This is a genomic window from Neisseria benedictiae (genome assembly GCF_958267435.1).
In the GTDB taxonomy this organism is placed as follows: Bacteria; Pseudomonadota; Gammaproteobacteria; order Burkholderiales; family Neisseriaceae; genus Neisseria; species Neisseria bergeri.
Map to the genome: position 1 here is coordinate 24,530 of NZ_CATQFV010000014.1, position 22,986 is coordinate 47,515.

General features: G+C 50.4%; 21 protein-coding genes and 2 pseudogenes. 10 read left to right on the plus strand and 13 right to left on the minus strand.

Annotated elements, in window-relative coordinates; all coding sequences use genetic code 11:
* Positions 1 to 105: 105 nt before the first annotated feature.
* Entirely contained in the window at positions 106 to 2,544 is a 2,439-nt protein-coding gene (locus Q3O12_RS00910) for a DNA translocase FtsK (RefSeq protein ID WP_301668902.1), read from the minus strand.
* Between the two features lie 233 nt (positions 2,545 to 2,777).
* Here Q3O12_RS00910 and Q3O12_RS00915 point away from each other — a divergent pair, with 233 nt between their 5' ends.
* Complete coding sequence (locus tag Q3O12_RS00915) at positions 2,778 to 3,989, plus strand: uracil-xanthine permease family protein (RefSeq protein WP_301668904.1); 1,212 nt, start codon at positions 2,778 to 2,780, stop codon at positions 3,987 to 3,989.
* A 51-nt stretch (positions 3,990 to 4,040) separates the two neighbouring features.
* On the opposite strand, the gene Q3O12_RS00920 is transcribed toward Q3O12_RS00915, so the two are convergent.
* Complete coding sequence (locus Q3O12_RS00920; RefSeq protein WP_301668905.1) at positions 4,041 to 4,523, minus strand: DUF4189 domain-containing protein; 483 nt, start codon at positions 4,521 to 4,523, stop codon at positions 4,041 to 4,043.
* 210 nt (positions 4,524 to 4,733) lie between these two features.
* Between Q3O12_RS00920 and Q3O12_RS10735 the strand changes: the two are divergent.
* A pseudogene (locus Q3O12_RS10735) lies at positions 4,734 to 5,327 on the plus strand (pirin family protein); the annotation flags it as partial.
* Between the two features lie 203 nt (positions 5,328 to 5,530).
* On the opposite strand, the gene Q3O12_RS00935 reads toward Q3O12_RS10735, so the two are convergent.
* The 3 genes from Q3O12_RS00935 to Q3O12_RS00945 are packed head-to-tail and all read right to left on the minus strand — an operon-like array spanning position 5,531 to position 6,480.
* The gene (locus Q3O12_RS00935) at positions 5,531 to 5,911 is read right to left on the minus strand and encodes a hypothetical protein (protein WP_301668909.1); all 381 of its coding nucleotides are present in this window, start codon (positions 5,909 to 5,911) and stop codon (positions 5,531 to 5,533) included.
* A complete protein-coding gene (locus tag Q3O12_RS00940; RefSeq protein ID WP_301668910.1) occupies positions 5,854 to 6,195 on the minus strand; it encodes a hypothetical protein in 342 nt (113 codons plus the stop codon). The genes Q3O12_RS00935 and Q3O12_RS00940 overlap by 58 nt, the downstream gene beginning before the upstream one ends.
* A gap of 39 nt (positions 6,196 to 6,234) precedes the next feature.
* Positions 6,235 to 6,480, minus strand: coding sequence for a hypothetical protein (locus Q3O12_RS00945; RefSeq protein WP_301668911.1), 246 nt, complete (start codon positions 6,478 to 6,480; stop codon positions 6,235 to 6,237).
* A gap of 189 nt (positions 6,481 to 6,669) precedes the next feature.
* Here Q3O12_RS00945 and pssA point away from each other — a divergent pair, with 189 nt between their 5' ends.
* Together pssA and Q3O12_RS00955 are read left to right on the plus strand one after the other, a co-directional pair.
* Positions 6,670 to 7,416: a CDP-diacylglycerol--serine O-phosphatidyltransferase gene (pssA, locus tag Q3O12_RS00950; protein ID WP_301668912.1), complete on the plus strand. Its 747-nt coding sequence runs from the start codon at positions 6,670 to 6,672 to the stop codon at positions 7,414 to 7,416.
* The gene (locus Q3O12_RS00955; RefSeq protein WP_301668913.1) at positions 7,417 to 8,214 is read left to right on the plus strand and encodes a sulfite exporter TauE/SafE family protein; all 798 of its coding nucleotides are present in this window, start codon (positions 7,417 to 7,419) and stop codon (positions 8,212 to 8,214) included.
* Between the two features lie 711 nt (positions 8,215 to 8,925).
* Here Q3O12_RS00955 and rplI read toward each other — a convergent pair.
* From rplI to trxB, 5 genes are all read right to left on the minus strand, one after another.
* A complete protein-coding gene (gene rplI, locus Q3O12_RS00960) occupies positions 8,926 to 9,378 on the minus strand; it encodes a 50S ribosomal protein L9 (RefSeq protein WP_301668915.1) in 453 nt (150 codons plus the stop codon).
* A gap of 16 nt (positions 9,379 to 9,394) precedes the next feature.
* On the minus strand, positions 9,395 to 9,625 hold the full coding sequence (gene rpsR / locus Q3O12_RS00965) for a 30S ribosomal protein S18 (protein ID WP_002213306.1): 231 nt from the start codon (positions 9,623 to 9,625) through the stop codon (positions 9,395 to 9,397).
* A gap of 6 nt (positions 9,626 to 9,631) precedes the next feature.
* Complete coding sequence (gene priB, locus Q3O12_RS00970; RefSeq protein WP_301668917.1) at positions 9,632 to 9,934, minus strand: primosomal replication protein N; 303 nt, start codon at positions 9,932 to 9,934, stop codon at positions 9,632 to 9,634.
* On the minus strand, positions 9,935 to 10,303 hold the full coding sequence (gene rpsF / locus Q3O12_RS00975) for a 30S ribosomal protein S6 (protein ID WP_002232587.1): 369 nt from the start codon (positions 10,301 to 10,303) through the stop codon (positions 9,935 to 9,937). It abuts the gene before it with no gap.
* Positions 10,304 to 10,458: 155 nt separating this feature from the next.
* Complete coding sequence (gene trxB / locus Q3O12_RS00980; protein ID WP_003710105.1) at positions 10,459 to 11,409, minus strand: thioredoxin-disulfide reductase; 951 nt, start codon at positions 11,407 to 11,409, stop codon at positions 10,459 to 10,461.
* Between the two features lie 138 nt (positions 11,410 to 11,547).
* Between trxB and Q3O12_RS00985 the strand changes: the two genes are divergently transcribed.
* The 5 genes from Q3O12_RS00985 to Q3O12_RS01005 all read left to right on the plus strand — a co-directional run bounded on the left by Q3O12_RS00985 (position 11,548) and on the right by Q3O12_RS01005 (position 18,698).
* The gene (locus tag Q3O12_RS00985; protein ID WP_301668943.1) at positions 11,548 to 13,725 is read left to right on the plus strand and encodes a heavy metal translocating P-type ATPase; all 2,178 of its coding nucleotides are present in this window, start codon (positions 11,548 to 11,550) and stop codon (positions 13,723 to 13,725) included.
* Between the two features lie 63 nt (positions 13,726 to 13,788).
* On the plus strand, positions 13,789 to 15,675 hold the full coding sequence (gene uvrC, locus Q3O12_RS00990; protein ID WP_301668919.1) for an excinuclease ABC subunit UvrC: 1,887 nt from the start codon (positions 13,789 to 13,791) through the stop codon (positions 15,673 to 15,675).
* A gap of 116 nt (positions 15,676 to 15,791) precedes the next feature.
* Positions 15,792 to 17,234, plus strand: a complete 1,443-nt coding sequence (locus Q3O12_RS00995; protein WP_301668920.1) for a tetratricopeptide repeat protein — start codon at positions 15,792 to 15,794, stop codon at positions 17,232 to 17,234.
* Positions 17,235 to 17,315: 81 nt separating this feature from the next.
* Positions 17,316 to 18,032, plus strand: coding sequence for a tRNA (guanosine(46)-N7)-methyltransferase TrmB (trmB, locus tag Q3O12_RS01000; RefSeq protein ID WP_301668921.1), 717 nt, complete (start codon positions 17,316 to 17,318; stop codon positions 18,030 to 18,032).
* Between the two features lie 318 nt (positions 18,033 to 18,350).
* Positions 18,351 to 18,698 carry a hypothetical protein gene (locus Q3O12_RS01005; protein ID WP_301668922.1) on the plus strand — a complete coding sequence of 116 codons (348 nt, stop codon included), beginning with the start codon at positions 18,351 to 18,353 and terminating at the stop codon, positions 18,696 to 18,698.
* 74 nt (positions 18,699 to 18,772) lie between these two features.
* On the opposite strand, the pseudogene Q3O12_RS01010 reads toward Q3O12_RS01005, so the two are convergent.
* Positions 18,773 to 19,011: pseudogene (locus Q3O12_RS01010) on the minus strand (REP-associated tyrosine transposase); the annotation flags it as partial.
* A gap of 59 nt (positions 19,012 to 19,070) precedes the next feature.
* Between Q3O12_RS01010 and Q3O12_RS01015 the strand changes: the two are divergent.
* Positions 19,071 to 19,535: a hypothetical protein gene (locus Q3O12_RS01015; RefSeq protein WP_301668923.1), complete on the plus strand. Its 465-nt coding sequence runs from the start codon at positions 19,071 to 19,073 to the stop codon at positions 19,533 to 19,535.
* Between the two features lie 357 nt (positions 19,536 to 19,892).
* On the opposite strand, the gene Q3O12_RS01020 is transcribed toward Q3O12_RS01015, so the two are convergent.
* Together Q3O12_RS01020 and uvrB are read right to left on the minus strand one after the other, a co-directional pair.
* Positions 19,893 to 20,867, minus strand: coding sequence for a hypothetical protein (locus Q3O12_RS01020; RefSeq protein WP_118997175.1), 975 nt, complete (start codon positions 20,865 to 20,867; stop codon positions 19,893 to 19,895).
* 1 nt (position 20,868) lies between these two features.
* Positions 20,869 to 22,968, minus strand: a complete 2,100-nt coding sequence (uvrB, locus tag Q3O12_RS01025) for an excinuclease ABC subunit UvrB (protein WP_301668924.1) — start codon at positions 22,966 to 22,968, stop codon at positions 20,869 to 20,871.
* Between the last annotated feature and the right edge of the window lie 18 nt (positions 22,969 to 22,986).

Below are 22,986 nucleotides of genomic sequence, written 5' to 3' on the forward strand. Positions count from 1 at the left end.
AAGGGGAAATTTTAGCTGGCAAGTATATCACAATGTTCCGCCTGAAACATAATATGCCGTCTGAAACGCCAATTCCGCCGTTCAGACGGCATTTTGCGATACGGGCTATAAATGGTCCTTGTGCGCCAAAATCTTACGGCTGCCATTCATATCGGCAGGGGAAACGACACCTGCATTTTCGAGTGCTTCCATCAGGTTTGCTGCGCGGTTATAGCCGATGCGCAACTGACGTTGCAGGGAAGAGATGGAAGTTTTTTTGCTTTCCAAAATGTAGGCAACGGCTTGGTCGAACAATTCGTCGCTTCCCGCATTCGGATTGACGATATTGGTGGTTTCCAGTGCGGCTTCCCCGCTGAGCAAGCCTTCGATATAGTCGGCGTGGGCTTGCGACTTGACATAGTTGACGACTTGATGAACTTCGTCATCTGAAACAAACGCGCCTTGCAGTCGGGTAGGCTCGGCACTGCCCGGTTGTAGGAACAGTGAGTCGCCGTATTTCAACAGCTCGTCCGCACCCATCTGGTCAAGAATGGTGCGGCTGTCGATTTTGCTTTGTACGGTAAACGCCATACGCGTCGGAATGTTCGCCTTAATCAAGCCGGTAACGACATCGACGCTGGGACGTTGGGTGGCGACAATCATATGGATACCGGCGGCGCGCGCTTTTTGGGCGAGACGGGCGATTTGCTGCTCGACAGCTTTGCGTTCCGTCATCATCAGGTCGGCAAGTTCGTCGATAACAACCACGATCATCGGCAGTTTTTCCAAAGGCTCGGGGCTGTCGGGGGTCAGGCTGAACGGATTGAGCAGGGGTTTGCCTGCGGCTTTGGCATCTTCGATTTTCTTGTTGAAACCGTCTAAATTGCGTACACCGGCGTGCGAGAGCAGGCGGTAGCGTTTTTCCATTTCGGCGACGCACCAGTTCAACGCCTGCCCCGCTTCGCGCATATCGGTAACGACGGGACAGAGCAGGTGCGGAATGCCGTCGTAAATACTCAACTCGAGCATTTTCGGGTCTATCATAATGAAGCGGACTTCTTCGGGTGTAGCTTTGAAAAGCATAGACATAATCATGCCGTTCACGCCGACAGATTTACCCGAACCGGTCATGCCGGCGACCAAAAGGTGCGGCATTTTCGCCAAGTCGCCGACAACGGGGGTACCGGCAATGTCTTTGCCCAATGCGACGGTCAGCTTAGATTTGGCTTCGGCAAACACGGGCGATGACAAGATTTCACTCAACATCACGTCTTGGCGTTTGTCGTTGGGCAACTCGATGCCCATCGTGTTTTTCCCGGCGATGGTTTCGACGATACGCACGGATTGCAACGACATAGAGCGTGCCAAATCTTTCGACAAGGCAACAATTTGGCTGCCTTTTATGCCTTGCGCAGGTTCGATTTCGTAGCGCGTGATGACGGGGCCGGATGTGGCGGATACGACTTCTACGCCGATGCCGAATTCTGCCAGTTTGGATTCGATCAGTTCAGCTGTATTTTCCAATTCGGCGGGATTGATGCTGACCGGCTCGCTGTCGGGAATCCGCAATAGGTTCAATGTAGGCTTGTGGTATTCGCCGTTCTGCTGTACTTCATTGTCTTCAAACAGCGAAGGTTGGATTTTAGGCGGCGGCGCAACGGAAACGGAAACAGATTTTCGGTTGCTGCTGCTGCCTTCGAGGGGAATAACAGGTTTGGCCGTAATATTCTTGGCTTCTTTCACCATACGCCGTGTATTTTGGGTATCGACACCGTCTGTTTTGGTATTCGTCCGGCGTTTTCCTAAAGCCATGACCTTGCCGGATAAGGCACTCAGGCGGTTTTGAACCGCCCTGCCCGCACCGTTCAAAAATTCCAGCCATGAAATCTGCACCAGCAGGGACAACGACAACAGCAGAACAACCAGGATAATCAGCAGGCTGCCCGATCTCCCCAACAGCCACGCAAACACTGCGCCGACGCGTATGCCGACCATACCGCCTGCTCCGACAGGCAGGGAGTCGGCATATTTTCCGCCCAGCACAAAATACTCCAAGACGGGGCTGAAGACCGTCAGGACAAACAGCGCGGCGGCAGCGATTTTGTGGTTGTATGCCTCGTTTTCCGTCCGTTTTGCGTGCAGACGGAAATTTTTATACAGCACGACGCAGGCAGCCGCTATCCACCACCAGAATGACCAGCCGAAAAGATAATAGCCGACATCGGCAACATATGCGCCGAACAGTCCGCCCCAATTGGCGACATCTTCCACAACCGGCGAACTGTGCGACCAAGACGGATCGCCCATATCGAAACTAATCAGGGAAATCGCCAAATACAAGGTTGCCGCCAAACCCATCAGCCACAGTGCGTCGCCGATAAGGTTGACGACATGTTCGGGACGCGCCTTTTTGGTTTCGGTTTTCTGCAACTCTTTGACCGCCTTGAGCCGCTCGGAAACTTTATTGCCCCGTGCGCCGTTGTCGGCTTTCTTGTTGCGTGCGGACGTTGGGGACGGGCTTCCCGCCCTGCCTTTTGCTGTTTTTTTATGGGATTTTTCTGTCATGCCGTATTACCGGAAAATGCCGTCTGAAATAAGGAAGCCGGACGGCTTGCGGATTGAATATGGAAAGTGTCGGATTATACTCCATTTCTCCTGCTTTCATCCTTGCTTTCATCCTGCAACAGACAGACGTTGCCTTTCAGACGGCATATCTTTGCCCGACGTATGTATTTTTACGCAGACCCTCGGCAAACCAGTATAATCCGTGCCGTTTGAACCGACTGAAAGAAGATGGTATGAACCAACTGAAACTTGCCGTTTCCGGTGCGCAGATTTTATTTGTGGCATTCGGCGCAATGGTGCTGGTTCCCCTGCTGACCGGTCTGAATCCGGCTCTTGCGCTTTTGGGCGCAGGCTTGGGAACGCTGCTATTCCAAATCACAACCAAACGCAAAGTGCCGATTTTTCTCGGTTCTTCGTTTGCCTTTATCGCACCGATTATCTACTCCGTCGGCGAATGGGGGCTGCCTTCCACCATGTTCGGACTGTTTGCCGCCGGCTTTATGTATTTTGTGTTTGCCGCGCTGATCCGTTGGCGCGGACTGGCGGCGGTACACAAACTGCTGCCTCCGGTCGTCATCGGCCCCGTCATCATGGTCATCGGTCTGTCTGTTGCCGTGGCGGCAAGCAGCATGGCAATGGGTCAGGCGGACGGCAAACAGGTCATCGACTATACCGATTCACTGATTCTTTCCGGCTTTACCTTTGCCGTTACCGCCATCGTATCGGTTTTCGGCAGCAGGATGATGAAGCTGATTCCCATCTTGATCGGTGTCGCTTCGGGTTATGTTTTGGCACTGCTGATGGGACTGGTGGACACGGCAAGCATTGCACACGCGCCCTGGTTCGCCGTTCCCCATTTTGAAACGCCTCAGATCAACTGGCAGGCAGCACTGTTTATGCTGCCCGTTGCCGTCGCCCCCGCCATCGAACACATCGGCGGCATCATGGCAATCGGCAATGTAACGGGGAAAGACTATACGAAAGACCCGGGCTTGGACAAAACCCTTGCAGGCGACGGCTTGGGCGTGTGCATTGCCGGTCTGATCGGCGGCCCACCGGTTACGACCTACGGCGAAGTAACGGGTGCGGTGATGATTACCAAAAACAGTAACCCCGTCATCATGACTTGGGCGGCGGTTTTTGCCGTCTGCATGGCGTTTTTCGGCAAATTCAATGCGTTTTTGGCTTCCATTCCGATGCCCGTGATGGGCGGCATTATGCTGCTGCTGTTCGGCACGATTGCTTCTTTGGGCATCAAAACCCTGATTGATGCCAAAGTCGATTTGATGCTGCCGAAAAACCTGGTCATCGTCAGCTCGGTACTGACTACGGGCATCGGCGGCATGACGCTCAAATTGGGCAGTTTCAGCTTTGCCGGCGTGGGCTTGTGCGCCGTACTTGCCATTGTGTTGAACAGCCTGCTGCCCGATCCGAAAGAATCCTGACCGTCGATATGGAAATGCCGTCTGAACATCCTTCAGACGGCATTTTCCGTTTTATTTGAGATTTTGAATTAAGGAGCGCACAGCCCCGCCGTAATAAGAAGAAGACGTGCAATACACTGTTTCCAAGCCGCATTGTCCCTGTGCGCCGTATTTTTTGATGCACTGGTTGAGTGCGACCTGATGAACGCTCGTAAAACGCGGAGAAGTAATCACGACGGCGTTGTCGACACGCAGCGCGCCCAAGGCTTTCGGGTATGCCAGCGCGACACAGGTATTGTTCAGCGACACGACCGACCGGCATCCGGTCGGCTCGTCTTCAGCAATGCCCGCAAGCGTGTCCTGACCTTTGCAAAAGGCTTCCAACTCGGCAAACGCTTCGCTTTTCGTCGAATCTTCTTTTGTGGTTTTAACCTGCAAAACATCGTCCGCATTCTGCGGATTCTGCCAAACGGCGAGATAGCCGTAAGTATCGGCAGCCCGTGCCGCCGCAGTCATCAGGCATAGTGCCGATACTGCCAGTATCTTTTTCATCATGATAAATTCCCGACGGTTCGTCCAAATTCTGTCGCATTATAAACAAAAAGACAGAATACATCCCTGCTTTGCCGGTTTAGCCTTCCGAAACGGATTGCCGTTTACGGCAGGCATCCGCATACCGCACGCCCCATGTATACCCCATAATAACACTTCAAATGCCGTCTGAAAAAGCGTTCAAGAGGCATAACACTAAAAAAGGAATACATCATGAAAAATGTCAGACAAACCTACCGTAACGACAGGCAACACCGGGTAGGCGACGGCTTCCCTGTCCGGTCTCTGTTTTCCCACATGGGCGACGACAGGGGAACGAATCCGTTTTTAATGCTCGACTATGTCGTACCTTATGAACTTGCACCCAATCCGAACCGCCCCCCGAGGTGTCTCCCCCCCCCACAAAGATTTTAAAACCGTAACCATCGCCTATCGCGGCGAAGCCGCACACCGCGACTCAAGCGGCTGAGGCGGTGTGCAATGGATGACTGCCGATTCCGGCATCATCCATGAAGAATTCCATTCCGAACGCTTCAACAAAACAGGCGGGCTTTTTGAAATGGTACAGCTTGGGGTCAATCTGCCCACCGATACAAGAACACTCCGCCCCGCTACCTACACCTTGCCAAAGCCGCCATTCCCGTTGCTGCGATTCCCGAAGGTGCAGGAAGTTTGCGGCTGATCGCCGGAAAATACGAGGAAGAAAAAGGAACAGCCAAAACCTTTACGGAAATGAACGTTTGGGACATCGCCATTCATGCAGATAAGGAAACCGCTTTGGCCGCCCCCGAAACACACAACCTGTCTCAAGATTGCCAAGTTTCGGATTCAGCGAAATTTCGATATGGTCTGCCTTCTCTTCGACACGGATGTTGCCTCTGCCGTCTGAAGCCACCTTAACCGATTTTCCGGGTGAACCGTCCTGACCGGATTCACCTTTATCGCCCTTATCACCTTTTTTCACCCTTCAATGCAGCAGCAAAATCGGCTTCGGTTTTGCCGGTATTTCCCTACAGTTCTCTCCAAATTTCAAACGCCGACTTGCCGTCTGCACCCTCGTCGCATTTATCGCCCTTATCCCCTTTAAAATCAGGATTATTTTTCAGGTCGTCTTTACCGAGGATAACGATGGTTTTGTCGGTATCCGTTGTATCGGATTCGGTTTTCAAGCCGTCTTTAAACTCATAAAACTTGTTGAAGACGGTTTTAAAGTTGTTTTCCGTTGCCACTTCGCTGCTGCCGGCTTTCAACGTTGCCAATTCTTGAACGGCAGCATCATCAGCAGTAACGTTATTGCCGCCGATCAAATCATCTTGGGTTTGAGCCGCACTTTTCAGCAGATCGTATCCCCAAACATTACCGGCAACCGAGGTTTTGGAATGTGAACCCAACGCTGAGCCGCCTTCTGCGGTAGCGGTGCTGCCTGTGCCGAAAGCACTTGCGTGTTCGCCTCCTGCACGTGATTTGTAACCGATTGCGTTAGCAAAATCGCCTTTGTACGGGCGGATAAACCGATGGCAATGCCACCGCTTTCTTTGGTTGCTCTTGAGCTTGCACCGACAGCAACGGTATTTTTGCCACCGGTATTGGCACCGTTACCGACCGCTACGGCGTTTTCAGCCGAAACAGTGGCATCAGTACCCAATGCCATCACATTGTCAGCATCTTTTTGCATTGGCACTTTTACCCAATACGATGGCACTTTCCGAGTTTTTTACTTCGGAGAACGCACCTGCTGCAACGCCGTTTTCAGATAAAACCGTCGACGTTGAACCGATTGCACCCCTCTATTGGCATTTGTTGCATTTGTGCTTCGACCAAACGCAACGGCATTTTGTGAATTTTCGATTTTAAAGAGCAGACCGAATGCAACCGAATTTGCACTTTTTGTAATGGTCGCACTATTACCCAACAAAAGGCTGCTGTCAGATTTATCGTCAATGGTTGAGTTCGGATCCAATACCGTACTTCTAATCGAGTTGGACTTGCTGACATTACCGATAGCAATGGCAAATCCGCCCGTGGCTTCTGTTTCCGCCTTTCATGCAAACATCTTATCAGAGGCTTAAATCGGCAGGGCGTATTGTTCGATAAGCGTTTGCGTTATAATCCGAACATCAATTCTCCACGTCCGTGAGACACTTCAACTATGGAAATCCCGCCAAACACCCCGCAACGCTCTCTGCGTCAAAACAGTATTTACCTGCTACCTAACTCCTTTACCATCGCCGCGCTGTTTTCCGCGTTTTACGCAATCACCCAATCCATGCACGGACGTTATGAAACCGCCGCCATCGCGGTATTCATCTCCATGCTGCTGGACGGCATGGACGGGCGCGTGGCGCGGCTGACCAACAGCCAAAGCGCGTTCGGGGAGCAGCTCGACAGCCTTGCCGACATGGTCAGCTTCGGCGTTGCCCCCGCGCTGATTGCCTACAAATGGCAGCTTTGGCAGTTCGGCAAAATCGGTTATTCCGTCGCCTTCATCTACTGCGCCTGCGCCGCCCTGCGCCTCGCGCTGTTCAACACGCTTATCGGCAAAGTGGACAAACGCTGGTTTATCGGCGTGCCCAGTCCGACTGCCGCCGCGCTGATTGTCGGGCTGATTTGGGTCAACCACAGCGTCGAAAAATTCCCCGCCGTCCACTGGTGGGCATTGGGTATCACACTGTTTGCCGGCCTGTCGATGATTGTCCAAATCCCTTTTTGGAGTTTTAAAGAAATCAACATCCGCAGACAAGTCCCCTTTGTCGGAATGCTGCTTGCCGTCTTACTGCTGCTTCTGGTTACTTGGGAACCGTCGCTCGTCCTCTTCCTGTTCTTTCTCGGATACAGCCTGTCCGGCTACATTATGGCGGCACGCCGATTTTGGAAAAAACGCAGAAAGGCGGATTAAATGTGGCATTGGGACATTATCTTAATCCTGCTTGCCGTAGGCAGTGCGGCAGGTTTTATCGCCGGCCTGTTCGGTGTAGGCGGCGGCACGCTGATTGTCCCTGTCGTTTTATGGGTGCTTGATTTGCAGGGTTTGGCACAACATCCTTACGCGCAACACCTCGCCGTCGGCACATCCTTCGCCGTCATGGTCTTCACCGCCTTTTCCAGTATGTTGGGGCAGCACAAAAAACAGGCGGTCGACTGGAAAACCGTATTTGCGATGATGCCGGGTATGATATTCGGCGTATTCGCGGGCGCACTCTCCGCAAAATATATCCCCGCGTTCGGGCTTCAAATTTTCTTCATCCTGTTTTTAACCGCCGTCGCATTCAAAACACTACATACCGGCCCTCAGACGGCATCCCGCCCGCTGCCCGGGCTGACTGCGGTTTCCACACTGTTCGGCGCAATGTCGAGTTGGGTCGGCATAGGCGGCGGTTCACTTTCCGTCCCCTTCTTAATCCACTGCGGCTTCCCCGCCCATAAAGCCATCGGCACATCATCCGGCCTTGCCTGGCCGATTGCACTCTCCGGCGCAATATCGTATCTGGTCAACGGCCTGAATATTGCAGGATTGCCCGAAGGGTCGCTGGGCTTCCTTTACCTGCCCGCCGTTGCCGTCCTCAGCGCGGCAACCATTGCCTTTGCCCCGCTCGGTATCAAAACCGCCCACAAACTTTCTTCTGCCAAACTCAAAAAATCCTTCGGCATTATGTTGCTTTTGATTGCCGGAAAAATGCTGTACAACCTGCTTTAAAACACACGAAAAAACCTTTTTACCGTTTACACAAGCAATTAATCAGAATAAAGCTGCCCTGCCTCCTGTTCCGACAAGAGGACAGACAACCTGACCGTACGCCCGACTTTTCCCCTTAACTTCTTCTACCCACAGATTCCATTGCCTTTTTCCAAACTGCCGATTACCCCGCCTTAACGCCCGAAGGCATCGGCACATCGTCTGCCGTACCGACTCCACGCGATGCGGCTGTCTCCCAAACGGTATTTCCGCCATAATGACCGGCATACAAGCCGCAACCTTTACAATCATATAAGTTATTAAATTTTTAGGATGTATTTTGACAATCCGTTGATTTCAACTGTTTGCAAGGGAAAAAAACCATGGTTTTTCGATCAGTCAGGAAGTTATCCTATTGAATATTCCGGAACGAAGTATGCTTATCAGCAGCATATTGAAATACAGCCAAACTTTATGCCCGATACCATTTTCAAAATAAATAATTCCCTGATTTTCATAGATTTCTCAAAATCAGAAAAGTTTTTGTCAATTGAATATTTTTTAGCGCATTTTATGCGTCAAATTTCGTTAACAAACTATTTCCGCAAAGACCTCAGGCAAATAAAAACAACCGTCCCGATTTTTGCAGAACATACGGAAAACAAAACAAATGCCGTCTGAAACCACATTCCGATAATCGGCAGGATTTCAGACGGCATCTGATAATTTCAATTACTCGGCTGCAGCAACGACGGCAACGGTAATTTTAGCAACGGCATCAGTGTGCAAAGCCACTTCCACTTCGTACTCGCCAACGGCTTTCAGAGGACCGTTCGGCAAACGTACATTTGCTTTCACGGCTTCGATGCCGGTCGCAACAATTGCAGCCGCAATGTCAGCATTGGTAACGGAACCGAACAGACGACCGTCCACACCGGCTTTTTGGGCAACGGTAATGGTTTGGCCGTCCAGTTTTTCCTGACGGGCTTGGGCATCTGCCAAAATTTCAGCCTGTTTGGCTTCCAGTTCTGCGCGGCGTGCTTCAAACTCTTTCATGTTTGCTTCAGTAGCACGTTTTGCCTTACCAGCAGGAATCAAGAAGTTGCGGGCATAACCGTTTTTTACAGTAACGATGTCGCCCAAGTTGCCCAGACCGCCGATTTTTTCTAACAGAATAATTTGCATGATTTAAACTCCAAAATTATTTGTGTTGGTCGGTATAAGGCAGGAGTGCCAAGAAACGTGCGCGTTTTACGGCAACAGCCAATTGGCGTTGGTAGAATGCCTTCGTTCCTGTGATGCGGGCAGGAATGATTTTACCGTTTTCAGAGATAAAGTCTTTCAGCAAATCAACTTGTTTGTAATCGACTTCTTGGATTTTTTCAGCCGTAAAACGGCAGAATTTTCTACGTTTGAATGATTGACGAGCCATTGTCGTTTAACCTTTATATTCTTTAATATTTTGTATTCTGAGCATCGGCATCTGGGAACGTCTGCTTTTTTGAGCTAAAAAACCTTCGACGTGAACATATACACCTTGCCGATACTGCCACTCTTCCGCCTGCCTGCCTAAAATCCGTGCCGGAATTTCCAATTGGACAAGACATTGCTGCCCATTTTCTTTCTGCCATGATTCATGCTTTAAAATAATATCTAAGACAGAGATTCCGGCAGGCGTATATCGAATAGGGAAAACCTTTTCAATTAACGCGGCAAGCGAAACAAGATTATTGAATCCCAATTATTGGGCAGCCGCTTCTTCAGACGCACCGCTCAGCAGGTTCTTAGCCTTTTCACCACCCAACATAGGGGATGCTTCGGTAACGGCGTGTTTGGTTTTGATGGTCAGATGACGCAATACCGCATCATTGAAACGGAACGCGGTTTCCAACTCTTCAACCACTTCGGGAGTGGTTTCGATGTTCATCAAAACATAATGTGCTTTATGGATTTTGTTAATCGGGTAAGCCAGCTGGCGGCGACCCCAATCTTCCAGACGGTGAATCTTACCGTTTGCCTCGGTAATCATGGTTTTGTAACGTTCAACCATAGCGGGCACTTGCTCGCTTTGATCAGGATGAACGATAAACACGATCTCGTAATGACGCATGTTATCTCCTTATGGATGGTAAAAACAGCCTTCCGCCATGCGAAAGCAGAAGGCAAGGTTCAAAGAATGGGCATTATATTGGGGTTTGCCGACAGAATCAAGGATTTGGTACGAAAAACTTGCATTCCGCCGAAAATTTCGGTTTCAGACGGCATTCAAATGTTTTGGCTGCCCAGCCAGCGTTCCGCGTCCAAAGCCGCCTGACAGCCGGAAGCCGCGCTGGTAATCGCTTGGCGGTAGGTATGGTCTTTTACGTCGCCCGCCGCCCATACGCCTTCGATATTGGTTGCACCGACATTGTCCGCCGTACCGCCTTTTGTTTTCAGGTAGCCGGCTTCGTCCATTTCCAACTGCCCTTTGAAAATATCGGTATTCGGCTTGTGCCCGATGGCGATAAAGATGCCGCTGACGGCAATTTGTTGCTCAGAACCATCGTTGTTTTTTAATAATGCGCCATTTACGCCCCGATCGTCGCCCAAGACTTCTTGCAGATTGCTTTCCAGCTTGAGGATGATTTTGCCCTCTTCTACGCGTTTCATCAGTTTGTCGATCATGATTTTTTCGGCGCGGAACTCGCTGCGGCGGTGGATCAGGGTAACGGTTTTGGCGATATTGGCAAGGTAGAGTGCTTCCTCAACTGCCGTATTGCCGCCGCCGACTACGGCAACATCTTGGTTTTTGTAGAAGAAACCGTCGCAGGTGGCGCAGGCGGAAACACCTTTCCCTGCAAACGCTTCCTCACTCGGCAAACCAAGGTATTTGGCGGACGCGCCGGTGGCGACAATCAAGGCATCGCAAGTGTACTCGCCCATATCGCCTTTGAGTGCGAACGGGCGTTTTTGCAGATCGACAGCATTGATTTGGTCAAAAATGATTTCTGTTCCGAAACGTTCGGCGTGGGCGAGAAACCGCGCCATCAATTCCGGCCCTTGCACGCCGTCGGCATCGGCAGGCCAGTTGTCCACTTCGGTGGTGGTCATCAGTTGCCCGCCTTGCGCGATACCTGTAATAATGACGGGGTTTAAATTGGCGCGCGCGGCATAGACAGCGGCGGTGTATCCGGCGGGGCCGGAACCCAAAATAATCAGTTTGCGGTGTTGGGACATTGTTTTTCCTTTGCTGTGTCAAGTTTTCGGATTCTACTCGAATTATCGGCGCGTTTGAGAAATTTTGACCATATCGGTGTTCAGACGGCATCCCGCAGCCTTGACCGCCGTCTGAACATCAAAGCAGGAATCAAACTTATGCAACAAAAAATCCGTTTCCAAATCGAAGGCATGACCTGCCAGGCATGTGCTTCGCGCATTGAAAAAGTGTTGAACAAAAAAGATTTTGTCGAATCGGCGGGGGTGAACTTCGCCAGCGAGGAAGCGCAGGTTACGTTTGACGACAGCAAAATCTCCGCAGCCGACATTGCCAAAATCATTGAGAAAACCGGTTACGGCGCAAAAGAAAAGACGGAAGACGCGCTGCCACAGCCCGAAGAAACAACGCATGTAAGCTGGCGGCTGTGGCTTTTGCTGGCAATCAATATTCCGTTCCTTATCGGTATGGTAGGGATGATGCTAAAAGGGCTGAATTGGACACGGCACGATTGGATGTTGTCGCCCTTGTTGCAGTTTGCATTGGCAAGCGTGGTACAGCTTTGGCTGGCCATCCCGTTTTACAAAAGCGCGTGGGCGAGCATTAAAGGCGGGCTGGCGAATATGGACGTGCTGGTTACCATCGGCACGGTCTCGATTTACCTGTATTCCGTCTATATGCTGTTTTTCAGTCCGCATGCGGCACACGGCATGGCGCATGTGTATTTTGAAGTAGGCGTGATGGTGATCGGTTTTGTGTCGCTGGGTAAGTTTTTGGAACACCGCACTAAAAAATCCAGCCTGAACAGCTTGAGCCTGCTGCTCAAACTCACGCCGACCCAAGTCAACGTGCAACGCGATGGCAAATGGGAACAACTGCCCATCGACCAAGTGCAAATCGGCGACCTTATCCGCGCCAACCATGGCGAACGTATTGCCGCCGACGGAATCATTGAAAGCGGCAGCGGTTGGGCGGACGAGAGCCACCTCACCGGCGAATCCAATCCCGAAGAGAAAAAGGTGGGCGGCAAAGTGTTGGCAGGTGCGCTGATGACCGAAGGCAGCGTGGTATACCGCGCTACGCAGCTCGGCAGCCAAACCCTGCTCGGCGACATGATGAACGCACTCTCTGAAGCGCAAGGCAGTAAAGCACCGATTGCGCGCGTGGCCGATAAAGCGGCGGCAGTGTTCGTGCCTGCCGTTGTGGGCATCGCGCTTTTGACTTTTATCGCTACTTGGCTGATTAAGGACGATTGGACGCTCGCATTGATGCACGCCGTCGCCGTTTTGGTGATTGCCTGCCCGTGCGCACTCGGTTTGGCGACGCCCGCCGCGATTATGGTTGGCATGGGCAAAGCGGTGAAACACGGCATTTGGTTTAAAGACGCGGCGGCGATGGAAGAAGCCGCCCACGTCGATGCCGTTGTGTTGGACAAAACCGGCACGCTGACCGAAGGCAAACCGCAGGTTGCCGCCGTTTATTGTGTTCCCGACAGCGGCTTTGACGAAGACGCTTTGTACCGCATCGCCGCTGCCGTCGAACAAAACGCCGCTCATCCGCTCGCCCGCGCCATCGTTTCCGCCGCCCAAGCGCGCGGTTTGGAAATCCCCATCGCACAAAACGCACAAACCATTGTCGGCGCAGGCATTACCGCCGAAGTGGAAGGCGTGGGCTTGGTGAAAGCAGGCAAAGCCGAATTTGCCGAACTGGCCTTGCCGAAGTTTTCAGACGGCGTTTGGGACATTGCAAGCATTGTTGCAGTCTCAGTTGACAACAAACCTATCGGCGCATTCGCACTTGCCGACGCGTTGAAAGCCGATACCGCCGAAGCCATAGGCCGTCTGAAAAAACACGGCATCGACGTTTACATCATGAGTGGAGACAACCAAGGCACGGTCGAATATGTTGCCAAACAACTGGGTATCGCACACGCCTTCGGTAATATGAGTCCGCGCGACAAAGCCGCCGAAGTGCAGAAACTCAAAGCCGTCGGCAAAACCGTGGCGATGGTCGGCGACGGCATCAACGACGCGCCCGCGCTCGCCGCCGCCAACGTCAGTTTCGCCATGAAAGGCGGTGCGGACGTTGCCGAACACACCGCGTCCGCCACGCTGATGCAACATTCGGTCAACCAGCTCGCCGATGCGCTGTCGGTATCGCAGGCGACTTTAAAAAACATCAAGCAAAACCTGTTTTTCGCCTTCTTCTACAATATTTTGGGCATCCCGCTTGCCGCACTCGGCTTTTTAAATCCCGTCATCGCAGGCGCGGCAATGGCGGCAAGCTCGGTTTCCGTGTTGAGCAATGCCTTGCGCCTGAAACGGGTAAAAATCGATTAGCAGCATGTAACCGCCCTGCGGCCTTGTCCGAACGGATAAGGCTGCCTCCAGCGATATGGTAATATGCCGTCTGAAGCCGTTTTTCAAATAATTGATATGAATACAGAAACCCGTTCTCCGGAACAATTCGACATCCCGCTCTTCCTCAAAAACCTGCCCAAGCTGCCGGGCGTGTACCGTTTTTTCGACGAAGGCGGCAAGGTCTTATACGTCGGCAAAGCGGTCAACCTCAAGCGGCGCGTGTCCGGCTATTTCCAAAAAAACGACCATTCGCCGCGCATCGCATTGATGGTGAAACAGATTCGCCACATCGAAACCACCATCACGCGTTCCGAAGCCGAAGCCCTGATTCTCGAAAACAACTTCATCAAAGCCTTGTCGCCGAAATACAATATCCTTTTTCGCGACGACAAAAGCTACCCTTATCTGATGCTCAGCGGCCATCAATATCCGCAAATGGCGTATTACCGCGGCACGCTGAAAAAGCCCAACCAATACTTCGGCCCTTATCCCAACAGCAACGCTGTGCGCGACAGCATCCAAATCCTGCAAAAAGTCTTTATGCTGCGTACCTGCGAAGACAGTGTGTTCGAACACCGCGACCGCCCTTGCCTGCTGTACCAAATCAAACGCTGCACCGCGCCCTGCGTCGGACACATCAGCGAAGAAGACTACCAAGACAGCGTGCGTGAAGCCGCCACTTTCCTCAACGGCAAAACCGACGAACTGACCCGCACCCTGCAACACAAAATGCAGACCGCCGCCGCGAATCTGCAATTTGAAGAAGCCGCCCGTTATCGCGACCAAATCCAAGCACTCGGCATTATGCAGAGTAATCAGTTTATCGACAGTAAAAATCCGAACAATCCCAACGATATCGATTTGCTCGCACTGGCGGTTTCAGACGGCATCGTCTGCGTACACTGGGTCAGCATACGCGGCGGACGGCACGTCGGAGACAAAAGTTTCTTCCCCGACACCAAAAACGATCCCGAGCCAAACGGGCAAGACTATGCCGAAGCCTTCGTCGCCCAACACTATCTGAGCAAAAGCAAACCCGACATCATCATCAGCAACTTCCCCATGCCCGACGCATTGAAAGAAGCCCTAGAGAGCGAACACGGCAAACAAATGCAGTTCGTTACCAAAACCATAGGCGAACGCAAAGTCTGGTTGAAAATGGCGGAGCAAAACGCACAAATGGCGATTGCCCAACGCCGCCTGCAACAAAGCAGCCAACAACACCGTATTGATGAACTGTCCAAAATCCTCGGCATGGATTCAGACGGCCTCAACCGCCTTGAATGTTTCGATATCAGCCACACCCAAGGCGAAGCCACTATTGCGTCCTGCGTTGTGTACGATGAGCAAAACATCCAGCCTTCGCAATACCGCCGCTACAACATCACGACCGCCAAGCCCGGCGACGACTACGCCGCCATGCGCGAAGTGTTGACGCGCCGTTACGGCAAAATGCAGGAAGCCGAAGCCAACGGCGAGACCGTAAAATGGCCGGATGTCGTATTGATTGACGGCGGCAAAGGACAAATCGGCATCGCCGTGTCCGTATGGGAAGAACTCGGGCTGCACATTCCCTTGGTCGGCATCGCCAAAGGCCCTGAGCGCAAAGCCGGCATGGAAGAACTCATTCTCCCGTTCACCGGCGAAACCTTCCGCCTGCCGCCCAACAGCCCCGCCCTGCACCTTCTGCAAACCGTGCGCGATGAATCACACCGTTTCGCCATCACCGGCCACCGCAAAAAACGCGACAAAGCCCGCGTTACCTCGTCCCTCAGCGACATCCCCGGCGTAGGCAGCAAACGCCGCCAAGCCCTGCTCACCCGCTTCAGCGGCCTGCGCGGCGTGATTGCAGCCAGCCGCGAGGACTTGGAACAAGTGGAAGGCATCAGCAAGGCATTGGCGGAAACCATTTATAATCATCTGCATTAGTATGCCGCCAAAGCAAAAACCGCCTGTAAAAATATGATACAGCAGGCCGGCGTGCCGATATAAACCTAACTTCATAACACATAACGATGATTCGACAAAACGGAAAACGATCTGACATGAACAATCCCGACTTACCCTATCGGCAGGCCTTGGAACGCCTGTCTCAAGAACAATATAACTTTACCGAAGTCCGCCGACTGCTGACAGAAGCGGCCTCGGCAGGTCATCCCGCCGCCGCATTCGAGTTGGCAAAACACCTGATGAACGCGGACAGCCCCTACCAAGACCGCGAACAAGGTATGGAAATGCTCCGCATCGCCGCCGAACAGGGACATCCCTACGCGCGTTACAATCTAGCATATATCCAAGAATTGGAAGGCGTGCGCCCGGAAACCTTGATATCGCTTTACAGGCCATTAGCAGAGGAAGGGCTGCCTGAAGCACAAGTCCGCCTGATGTACCTGCTGTATGCGTCCCTGCATTTTGAAGAAGCCCTGAAATGGGCAAAAACAAGCGCAAAAAACAACAACCCCCACGGGCAATACCTGCTTGCCCAATACTGCCGGTACGGCACACCGCCGGATTTTGAAACGGCGCACCTGCTCTACCGAAAAGCGGCGGCACAAGGCTTGCCGGAGGCACATTGGCAGCTCGGGCTGCAATATCGTTTCGGGCAAGGGACGAAAGTCGACACGGCACAGGCCGTCAATCATTTGCGCGCCGCCGCGCAACAAGGATACATTCCCGCCTACACCCCGCTTGCCGAACTCATCCTACCTACGGCTCCCGATGAAGCCGTTTACCGGTTCCAACAGGCGGCACAGGAAAATGACCCCGATGCCCATGCCGCACTGGCCGACATCTACCTACAAGGCAAGCATCTGGAAAGAAACCACAAACATGCCCTGCATCATGCCGAAGCAGCCGCAGCCGAACGCCATCCCGAAGGTTTGCGGATACTGGGCGACATCTACCGCTACGGATTGGGCATGACTTCCGATAAAGAAAAAGCCCTGCATTATTACCGGCAGGCAGCCGAAGCTGGCAGCCTTACCGCACATCAGAAACTCATGTCCGACAGCGCGTTAAACCATCCTGAGCAATATAGCGGTATCAAAGATTCCGCCATCAAACGCCAAAGGGCAGAACAGCTTTACCAAAAAGCCCAAGCCCTGCATTACGGATTACAATGCGTGCCCGAATACGCAGCCGCGCTCAAACTCTACACAGAAGCCGCAGAACTCGGACACAGCAAAGCCCAAACCAATCTGGGCAGTATGTACTACTTCGGACAGGGCATAGCCGCCGACTACGGCAAAGCCCGCAAATGGTTTGAACAAGCCGCCGCGCAAAAAGACAGTATGGCGTTCTACAACCTCGCCTGCATCCATTACAGCGGACACGGTGTCGGGCCGGACAAAGAAAAAGCCTGCCGCTACCTGCAAGAAGCCATAAACAACGGATACGGGCAAAAAAGCGTCCTGCAAGAACTGCTGCAACAATGGCAAATGCCGTCTGAACAGCGTTACACCTACCCTGCCGAAACGAAACAGGTATAATCGCCCCTTTCCCTTCCCGCCGTCCGAACAGGCATTTCACATTCAGACGGCATCCTGATTGCACAAGCGCACGAAAGCATTATGACAGACACCGCCGAAAACCAAACACAAAACAACTGGCAAGCCGAACATCCCCGCAGCATCCGCAGCTTCGTCCTCCGCCAAAGCCATATGACCGCCGCACAGCAACGCGCCATCGATACCTTATGGGACAGCTTCGGCATCGATTACCAAGCAACACCGGCCGATCTTGATGCCAATTTCGGAAGCAACCGACCCAAAATCCTCGAAATAGGCTTCGGTATGGGGACGGCAACCGCAGAAATCGCCCTCCGCCTGCCCGAAACCGACTTCCTCGCCATCGACGTACACGGTCCCGGCGTAGGCAACCTGCTCAAACTCATAGACGAAAATCATTTGGAAAACATCCGCGTGATGCGGCACGATGCCGTAGAAGTTGTCGAAAATATGCTGCAAGACGGCTCGCTCGACGGCATCCACATATTCTTCCCCGACCCGTGGCACAAAAAACGCCACCACAAACGCCGTCTGATACAAGCCCCCTTCATCGCCAAACTGCTGCCCAAACTCAAAACCGGCGGCTATATCCACCTGGCGACAGACTGGGAAGAATATGCGCAGCAGATGCTTGAAGTCCTCAGCAGCTTCGACAGCCTGCAAAATACGGCGGCAGACTACGCCCCCACCCCGGACTACCGCCCCGAAACCAAATTCGAAGCACGCGGCAAACGCCTCGGACACGGCGTTTGGGACTTGGTATTCAAACGGATCAGATAACAAACCGCCGTTTGAAAATGCCGTCTGAAGCACGTTTGCTTACAGACGGCATTTTTTAAGATAAAGCAGCAAGTAATGTTTCGATACAAAGTTTAAAACAATAGTTTGAACGGCAAAACGCGTGTGTACCGCACGCATCCTTGTAGGTTTTAACCTGCACATCGGTTTTAAGTTTGTGCCGCCCGCAGATAGTGGCACGCGTTTGGCGGAGATGTGGGCTACCGCTTGCTAATTATTCATCGTTACCAAAAGAAGACTTAGATGTATATTCAGGCATAGTTAACAAAACAACTAAACCTCTATTTACTGGAAAATAAAATGACTTATTTAAAAATAATAATAACTAGTATAGTTTTATACATTTTATTATTACAAATTAATCTCAAAATGTTAGAAAAAAGGATTGATTTCTTGGTAGGAAATATAGATAAATATTACCAGCAATATGGATCTTATCCAAATAATTTTGATTTTATATCAACTAAAACTGATTTTACCACTGAATCATATTGTGATTTTTGGGATAAAAATATTGCAGGATATGGTAATTGTTACTTCATAAAGAATGATAAAGACTATACTATTTTAGTCATGGGTTTCTCATCGAAAATACTATTTTCATCTCACAATAAAATAAAAGAATTCAATTCAAATAAATATGATTAAATACAACAAGCAAGCCGTAGCCCGCATAAAATCTTTAGTTTTCCGTAGGTCGGATTCTCGAATCCGACATTACTTTAATCGTATTCAATAGAAAAGTCCGCATTGCCGCCACCCCAATTATGCGGATAAATACCCTGTTTGACATAACGGTGAAACGTAGAAAACCGCCAATCGGAAATTTGCCCTACATAGCCATGTCTGACCGGATTGAAATACAGATAATCAAAATGGCAGGCAAAATTGGCCTCATCGCGGATAGTATGTTCCCCAAAGCGTTTTGCCAAAGCCTGAGATTGCCGCCGATTAAATATTGGTAAAAAAGGAAAGCCTACAAGTTTAAAATTTAAATTCCCAGCTAAATAAGGTTTTACTATGAATAAAGAAACAGCAGAAGAAATACAATGCGGATTTGAATATTTGGCCTTTGATGATCTTACTTCAATATCTTTTGCACCACTAGGGTGCGAACCGCAAACATGGCAATGGCAATTTGCAGTTGAATTTATATATCGGCTATTAGTATGTGAATTGGCTATTTTATGGCCTTTTACATTTGATAAAAAACAAGAGATATTCATGTTTTGCCAAGAATTTGCAAAACAAAATCCTTTTGGTATGGAAAATAATGAATTATGGTATTCTATGGAAATTACATTAACAAAAAAAGGTTTGGATTTAGTTAAATTTTATATTCCCGAACTATTCGAATGCGAAGATTTGCCATTTGAGCTTAATCATTCGTTCATTCTAGCGCTAGAATCTATTTTTTCAGATTATGAAGTTCCATGGGAGGAAAATAATCCATTAATACCTATAAAAATATTAGATAATAAATAAATTACGTAGGTAGGCTCAAAATTTCTTCAGAGACGATTAAGAAGCAAGCCATAGCTCGTATGAAATCTAAATTCAACAAGTAAGCCGTAGCCAGCATAAAATCTTTAATTTTCCGTAGGTCGGACTCTCGAATCTGACATTTTGGGCATTGCTGCAATGGATTGCAATTACGGAAGTATTAAAGATTTTGTCGGATACAAGTATCCGACCTACGCTTGCTGCCTCACGCAAAGAACGCGTGCATGCGTACCGCACACGCCCTACAAGTCGGTTTTAAAGTTTGTGCTACCCGCAGGTAGGGGGTATGGCGCAGCCACACACGCATTTGGTGGGAATACAGGCTATGGCTTGCTTGTTTTATTCCTCACGCAATTTTTCAAAAACATAATCACAGTATCCACAAAGTGGATAAAACATTAGTTCTGAAGTGGGAATATTACTACCACAATTTTGGCAGATTCCATCTGCCTTATTACCGCATGAATAACAAATATTTTCAATATAATCATATTGTCCTTCACAAAAAGGACATGTTACAACAGGCTCTTCTCCACCATATCTCCGACACTCCCACCATTCATCTTCATACTTTTCATATAAACATTCTCTAACTAAATCTTCATAATCCCATGTTTTATTACATGATTTGCACCTATAAATTTGACAGCTAGCATCATAGCTTTTGCCATCATCTTCATGATCTACTGTAATTAAACCATAACCACATTTAGAGCATTTATGATTTGAAATCGTTTCATAAATTTCTTCATAATAGAAATTTAGCCTTCTCAATTCATCAAGGCATGAGTTTTTTTCGTTATCATATACACTTTTAATTGATAATAGTCTTTCCCATGTATCTTTACTGAATAATTCTTCAGGATCATAGTCTAAATTATTTCTAATAAAATTATTTACAATAGGAAATGACATTGCAATCATTTCTTGTACGGCACTAATAGATGATTCACTATAATAATGTTCAATATTGTTTCGATAAGAATTTATTTTGTCTAGATTTTCCCAATCTATAGAAATATTTAATGATTTAAATCTATCTTTAATAGACTGAACATCAACCGTTTTATTGCCTTTACCTTTTGCAATAATATTGCCATTTTCTATGAACCATGAAATCTGTTGTTTAATCAAAACCTCGTCGGAATTAGCTGGACTTAGTTCAACTAATTTATACTTAAATAACAGCAAAATTCCTGCAAAAACATTTCTTACACAGGAAATAATCCTACGTTCATCTTGTTGGCTTAGTTTATAATCTTCAATACCAATTTCAATGGAATTAATAGCATTTTGTAGTAATTTATTATTCATCTTATTCCGCCCCAAACAATAAATTCTCTTTAATCCCCCGTATCCTATCCCGCAACACCGCCGCTTCTTCAAACTGCAAATCCCTAGCCGCCTGCTGCATGGCTTTTTCCAGTTTGGCGATTTCTTTAACCGCGTCTTCTTCGTTGTGGATTTCGCCGACTTTAACTTTGTTTTTGCCTTTCAGACGGCCTTTACCGCTGTCTTCTTCATGGTACACGCCGTCGATGATGTCTTTGACCTGTTTTTTAATCTGCTGCGGTACGATACCGTGTTCTTCGTTAAATTTTATCTGTTTTTCACGGCGGCGTTCGGTTTCGTCGATGGCGGCTTTCATGGAGTCGGTGATTTTGTCGGCGTACAGGATGGCGATGCCGTTCACGTTGCGCGCGGCACGGCCTATGGTTTGAATCAGGCTGCGGTGTGAGCGCAGGAAGCCTTCTTTGTCGGCGTCGAGAATGGCGACGAGGGAGACTTCGGGGATGTCCAAGCCTTCGCGCAAGAGGTTGATGCCGACGAGTACGTCAAACAGTCCGAGCCGTAAATCTCTAATGATTTCAACGCGCTCTACGGTGTCGATGTCGCTGTGCAGATAGCGCACTTTGATGCCGAGTTCGCTGTAATAGTCTGTGAGTTGCTCCGCCATGCGTTTGGTGAGGGTGGTAACGAGCACACGTTCGCCTTTTTGGATGCGGTCATTGATTTCGCTCATTAAGTCATCGACTTGGGTGGCGACGGGGCGGATGATGATTTGGGGATCAACCAACCCTGTGGGGCGGACGACTTGTTCGACGACTTGTCCGGCGTGTTCTTCTTCGTATTTGGCGGGGGTGGCGGAGACGAAGACGGTTTGCGGCATGACTTTTTCAAATTCGTGGAATTTGAGCGGTCGGTTGTCGCGGGCGGAAGGCAGGCGGAAGCCGTAATCGACGAGGTTTTGTTTGCGCGATGCGTCGCCTTTGTACATGCCGCCGATTTGGGTAACGGTAACGTGGCTTTCGTCGATAAACATGATGGCGTTGTCGGGCAAGTAGTCCATCAGCGTGGGCGGCGGTTCGCCTTCTTTTTTGCCGGAGAAGTGGCGGGAGTAGTTTTCGATGCCTTTGCAGAAGCCCATTTCGTAGAGCATTTCGAGGTCGAAACGGGTGCGCTGCTCGATGCGTTGTTGTTCGACAGGGCGTTGTTCACGGGCGAAAAATTCGATGCGTTCGCGCAATTCTTCTTTAATGGACTCGCAGGCGCGCAATACGGTGTCGCGCGGGGTAACGTAATGGCTGGACGGGAAGACGGTGTAGCGGCCGACGCGTTGGATAAGGCTGCCTGAAAGCGGGTCGAACATATCGAGGCGGTCGATTTCGTCGTCGAACAGGCTGATGCGCAAGGCGTTTTCGGAGCTTTCGGCGGGGTACACGTCAATCACGTCGCCACGCACGCGGAAGCTGCCGCGTTTAAAGTCCAAATCGCCGCGCTCGTACTGCATGGAAACGAGCGTGGCGATGATGTCGCGCTGCTCAATGGTGTCGCCTTCTTTGACGGACAACACCATTTGCTGATACTCGGTCGGGTCGCCGATACCGTAAATGGCGGACACGGTGGCGACGATAATCACGTCGTTGCGCGTCATCAGGTTTTTGGTGGCGGAAAGGCGCATCTGCTCGATGTGTTCGTTGATCGCGCTATCTTTTTCGATGAACAAGTCGCGGCTGGGCACATAGGCTTCGGGCTGGTAATAGTCGTAATACGACACGAAATATTCCACCGCGTTTTCGGGGAAAAACTCGCGCATTTCGGCGTAGAGCTGGGCGGCAAGGGTTTTGTTGTGCGCCATGATGATGGCGGGTCGGCCGCTTTGGGCGATAACGTTCGCCATGGTGTAGGTTTTGCCCGAACCGGTTACGCCGAGCAGGGTTTGGTAGGCAAGGCCGTCTGAAAGCCCTTCGAGCAGGCCGGCAATGGCGGTGGGCTGGTCGCCGGCGGGCGGGAATGGCTGGTGGAGTTTGAAGGGGGAATCGGGGTATCGGATAACTTCCATAATCTTGCCTGTGATGCGTTTGCGGACAAAGCGTGTAGTAGGGATGGGTCGGAAACGTCTTTCAGACGGCATGAAATAAAAGACATTCCC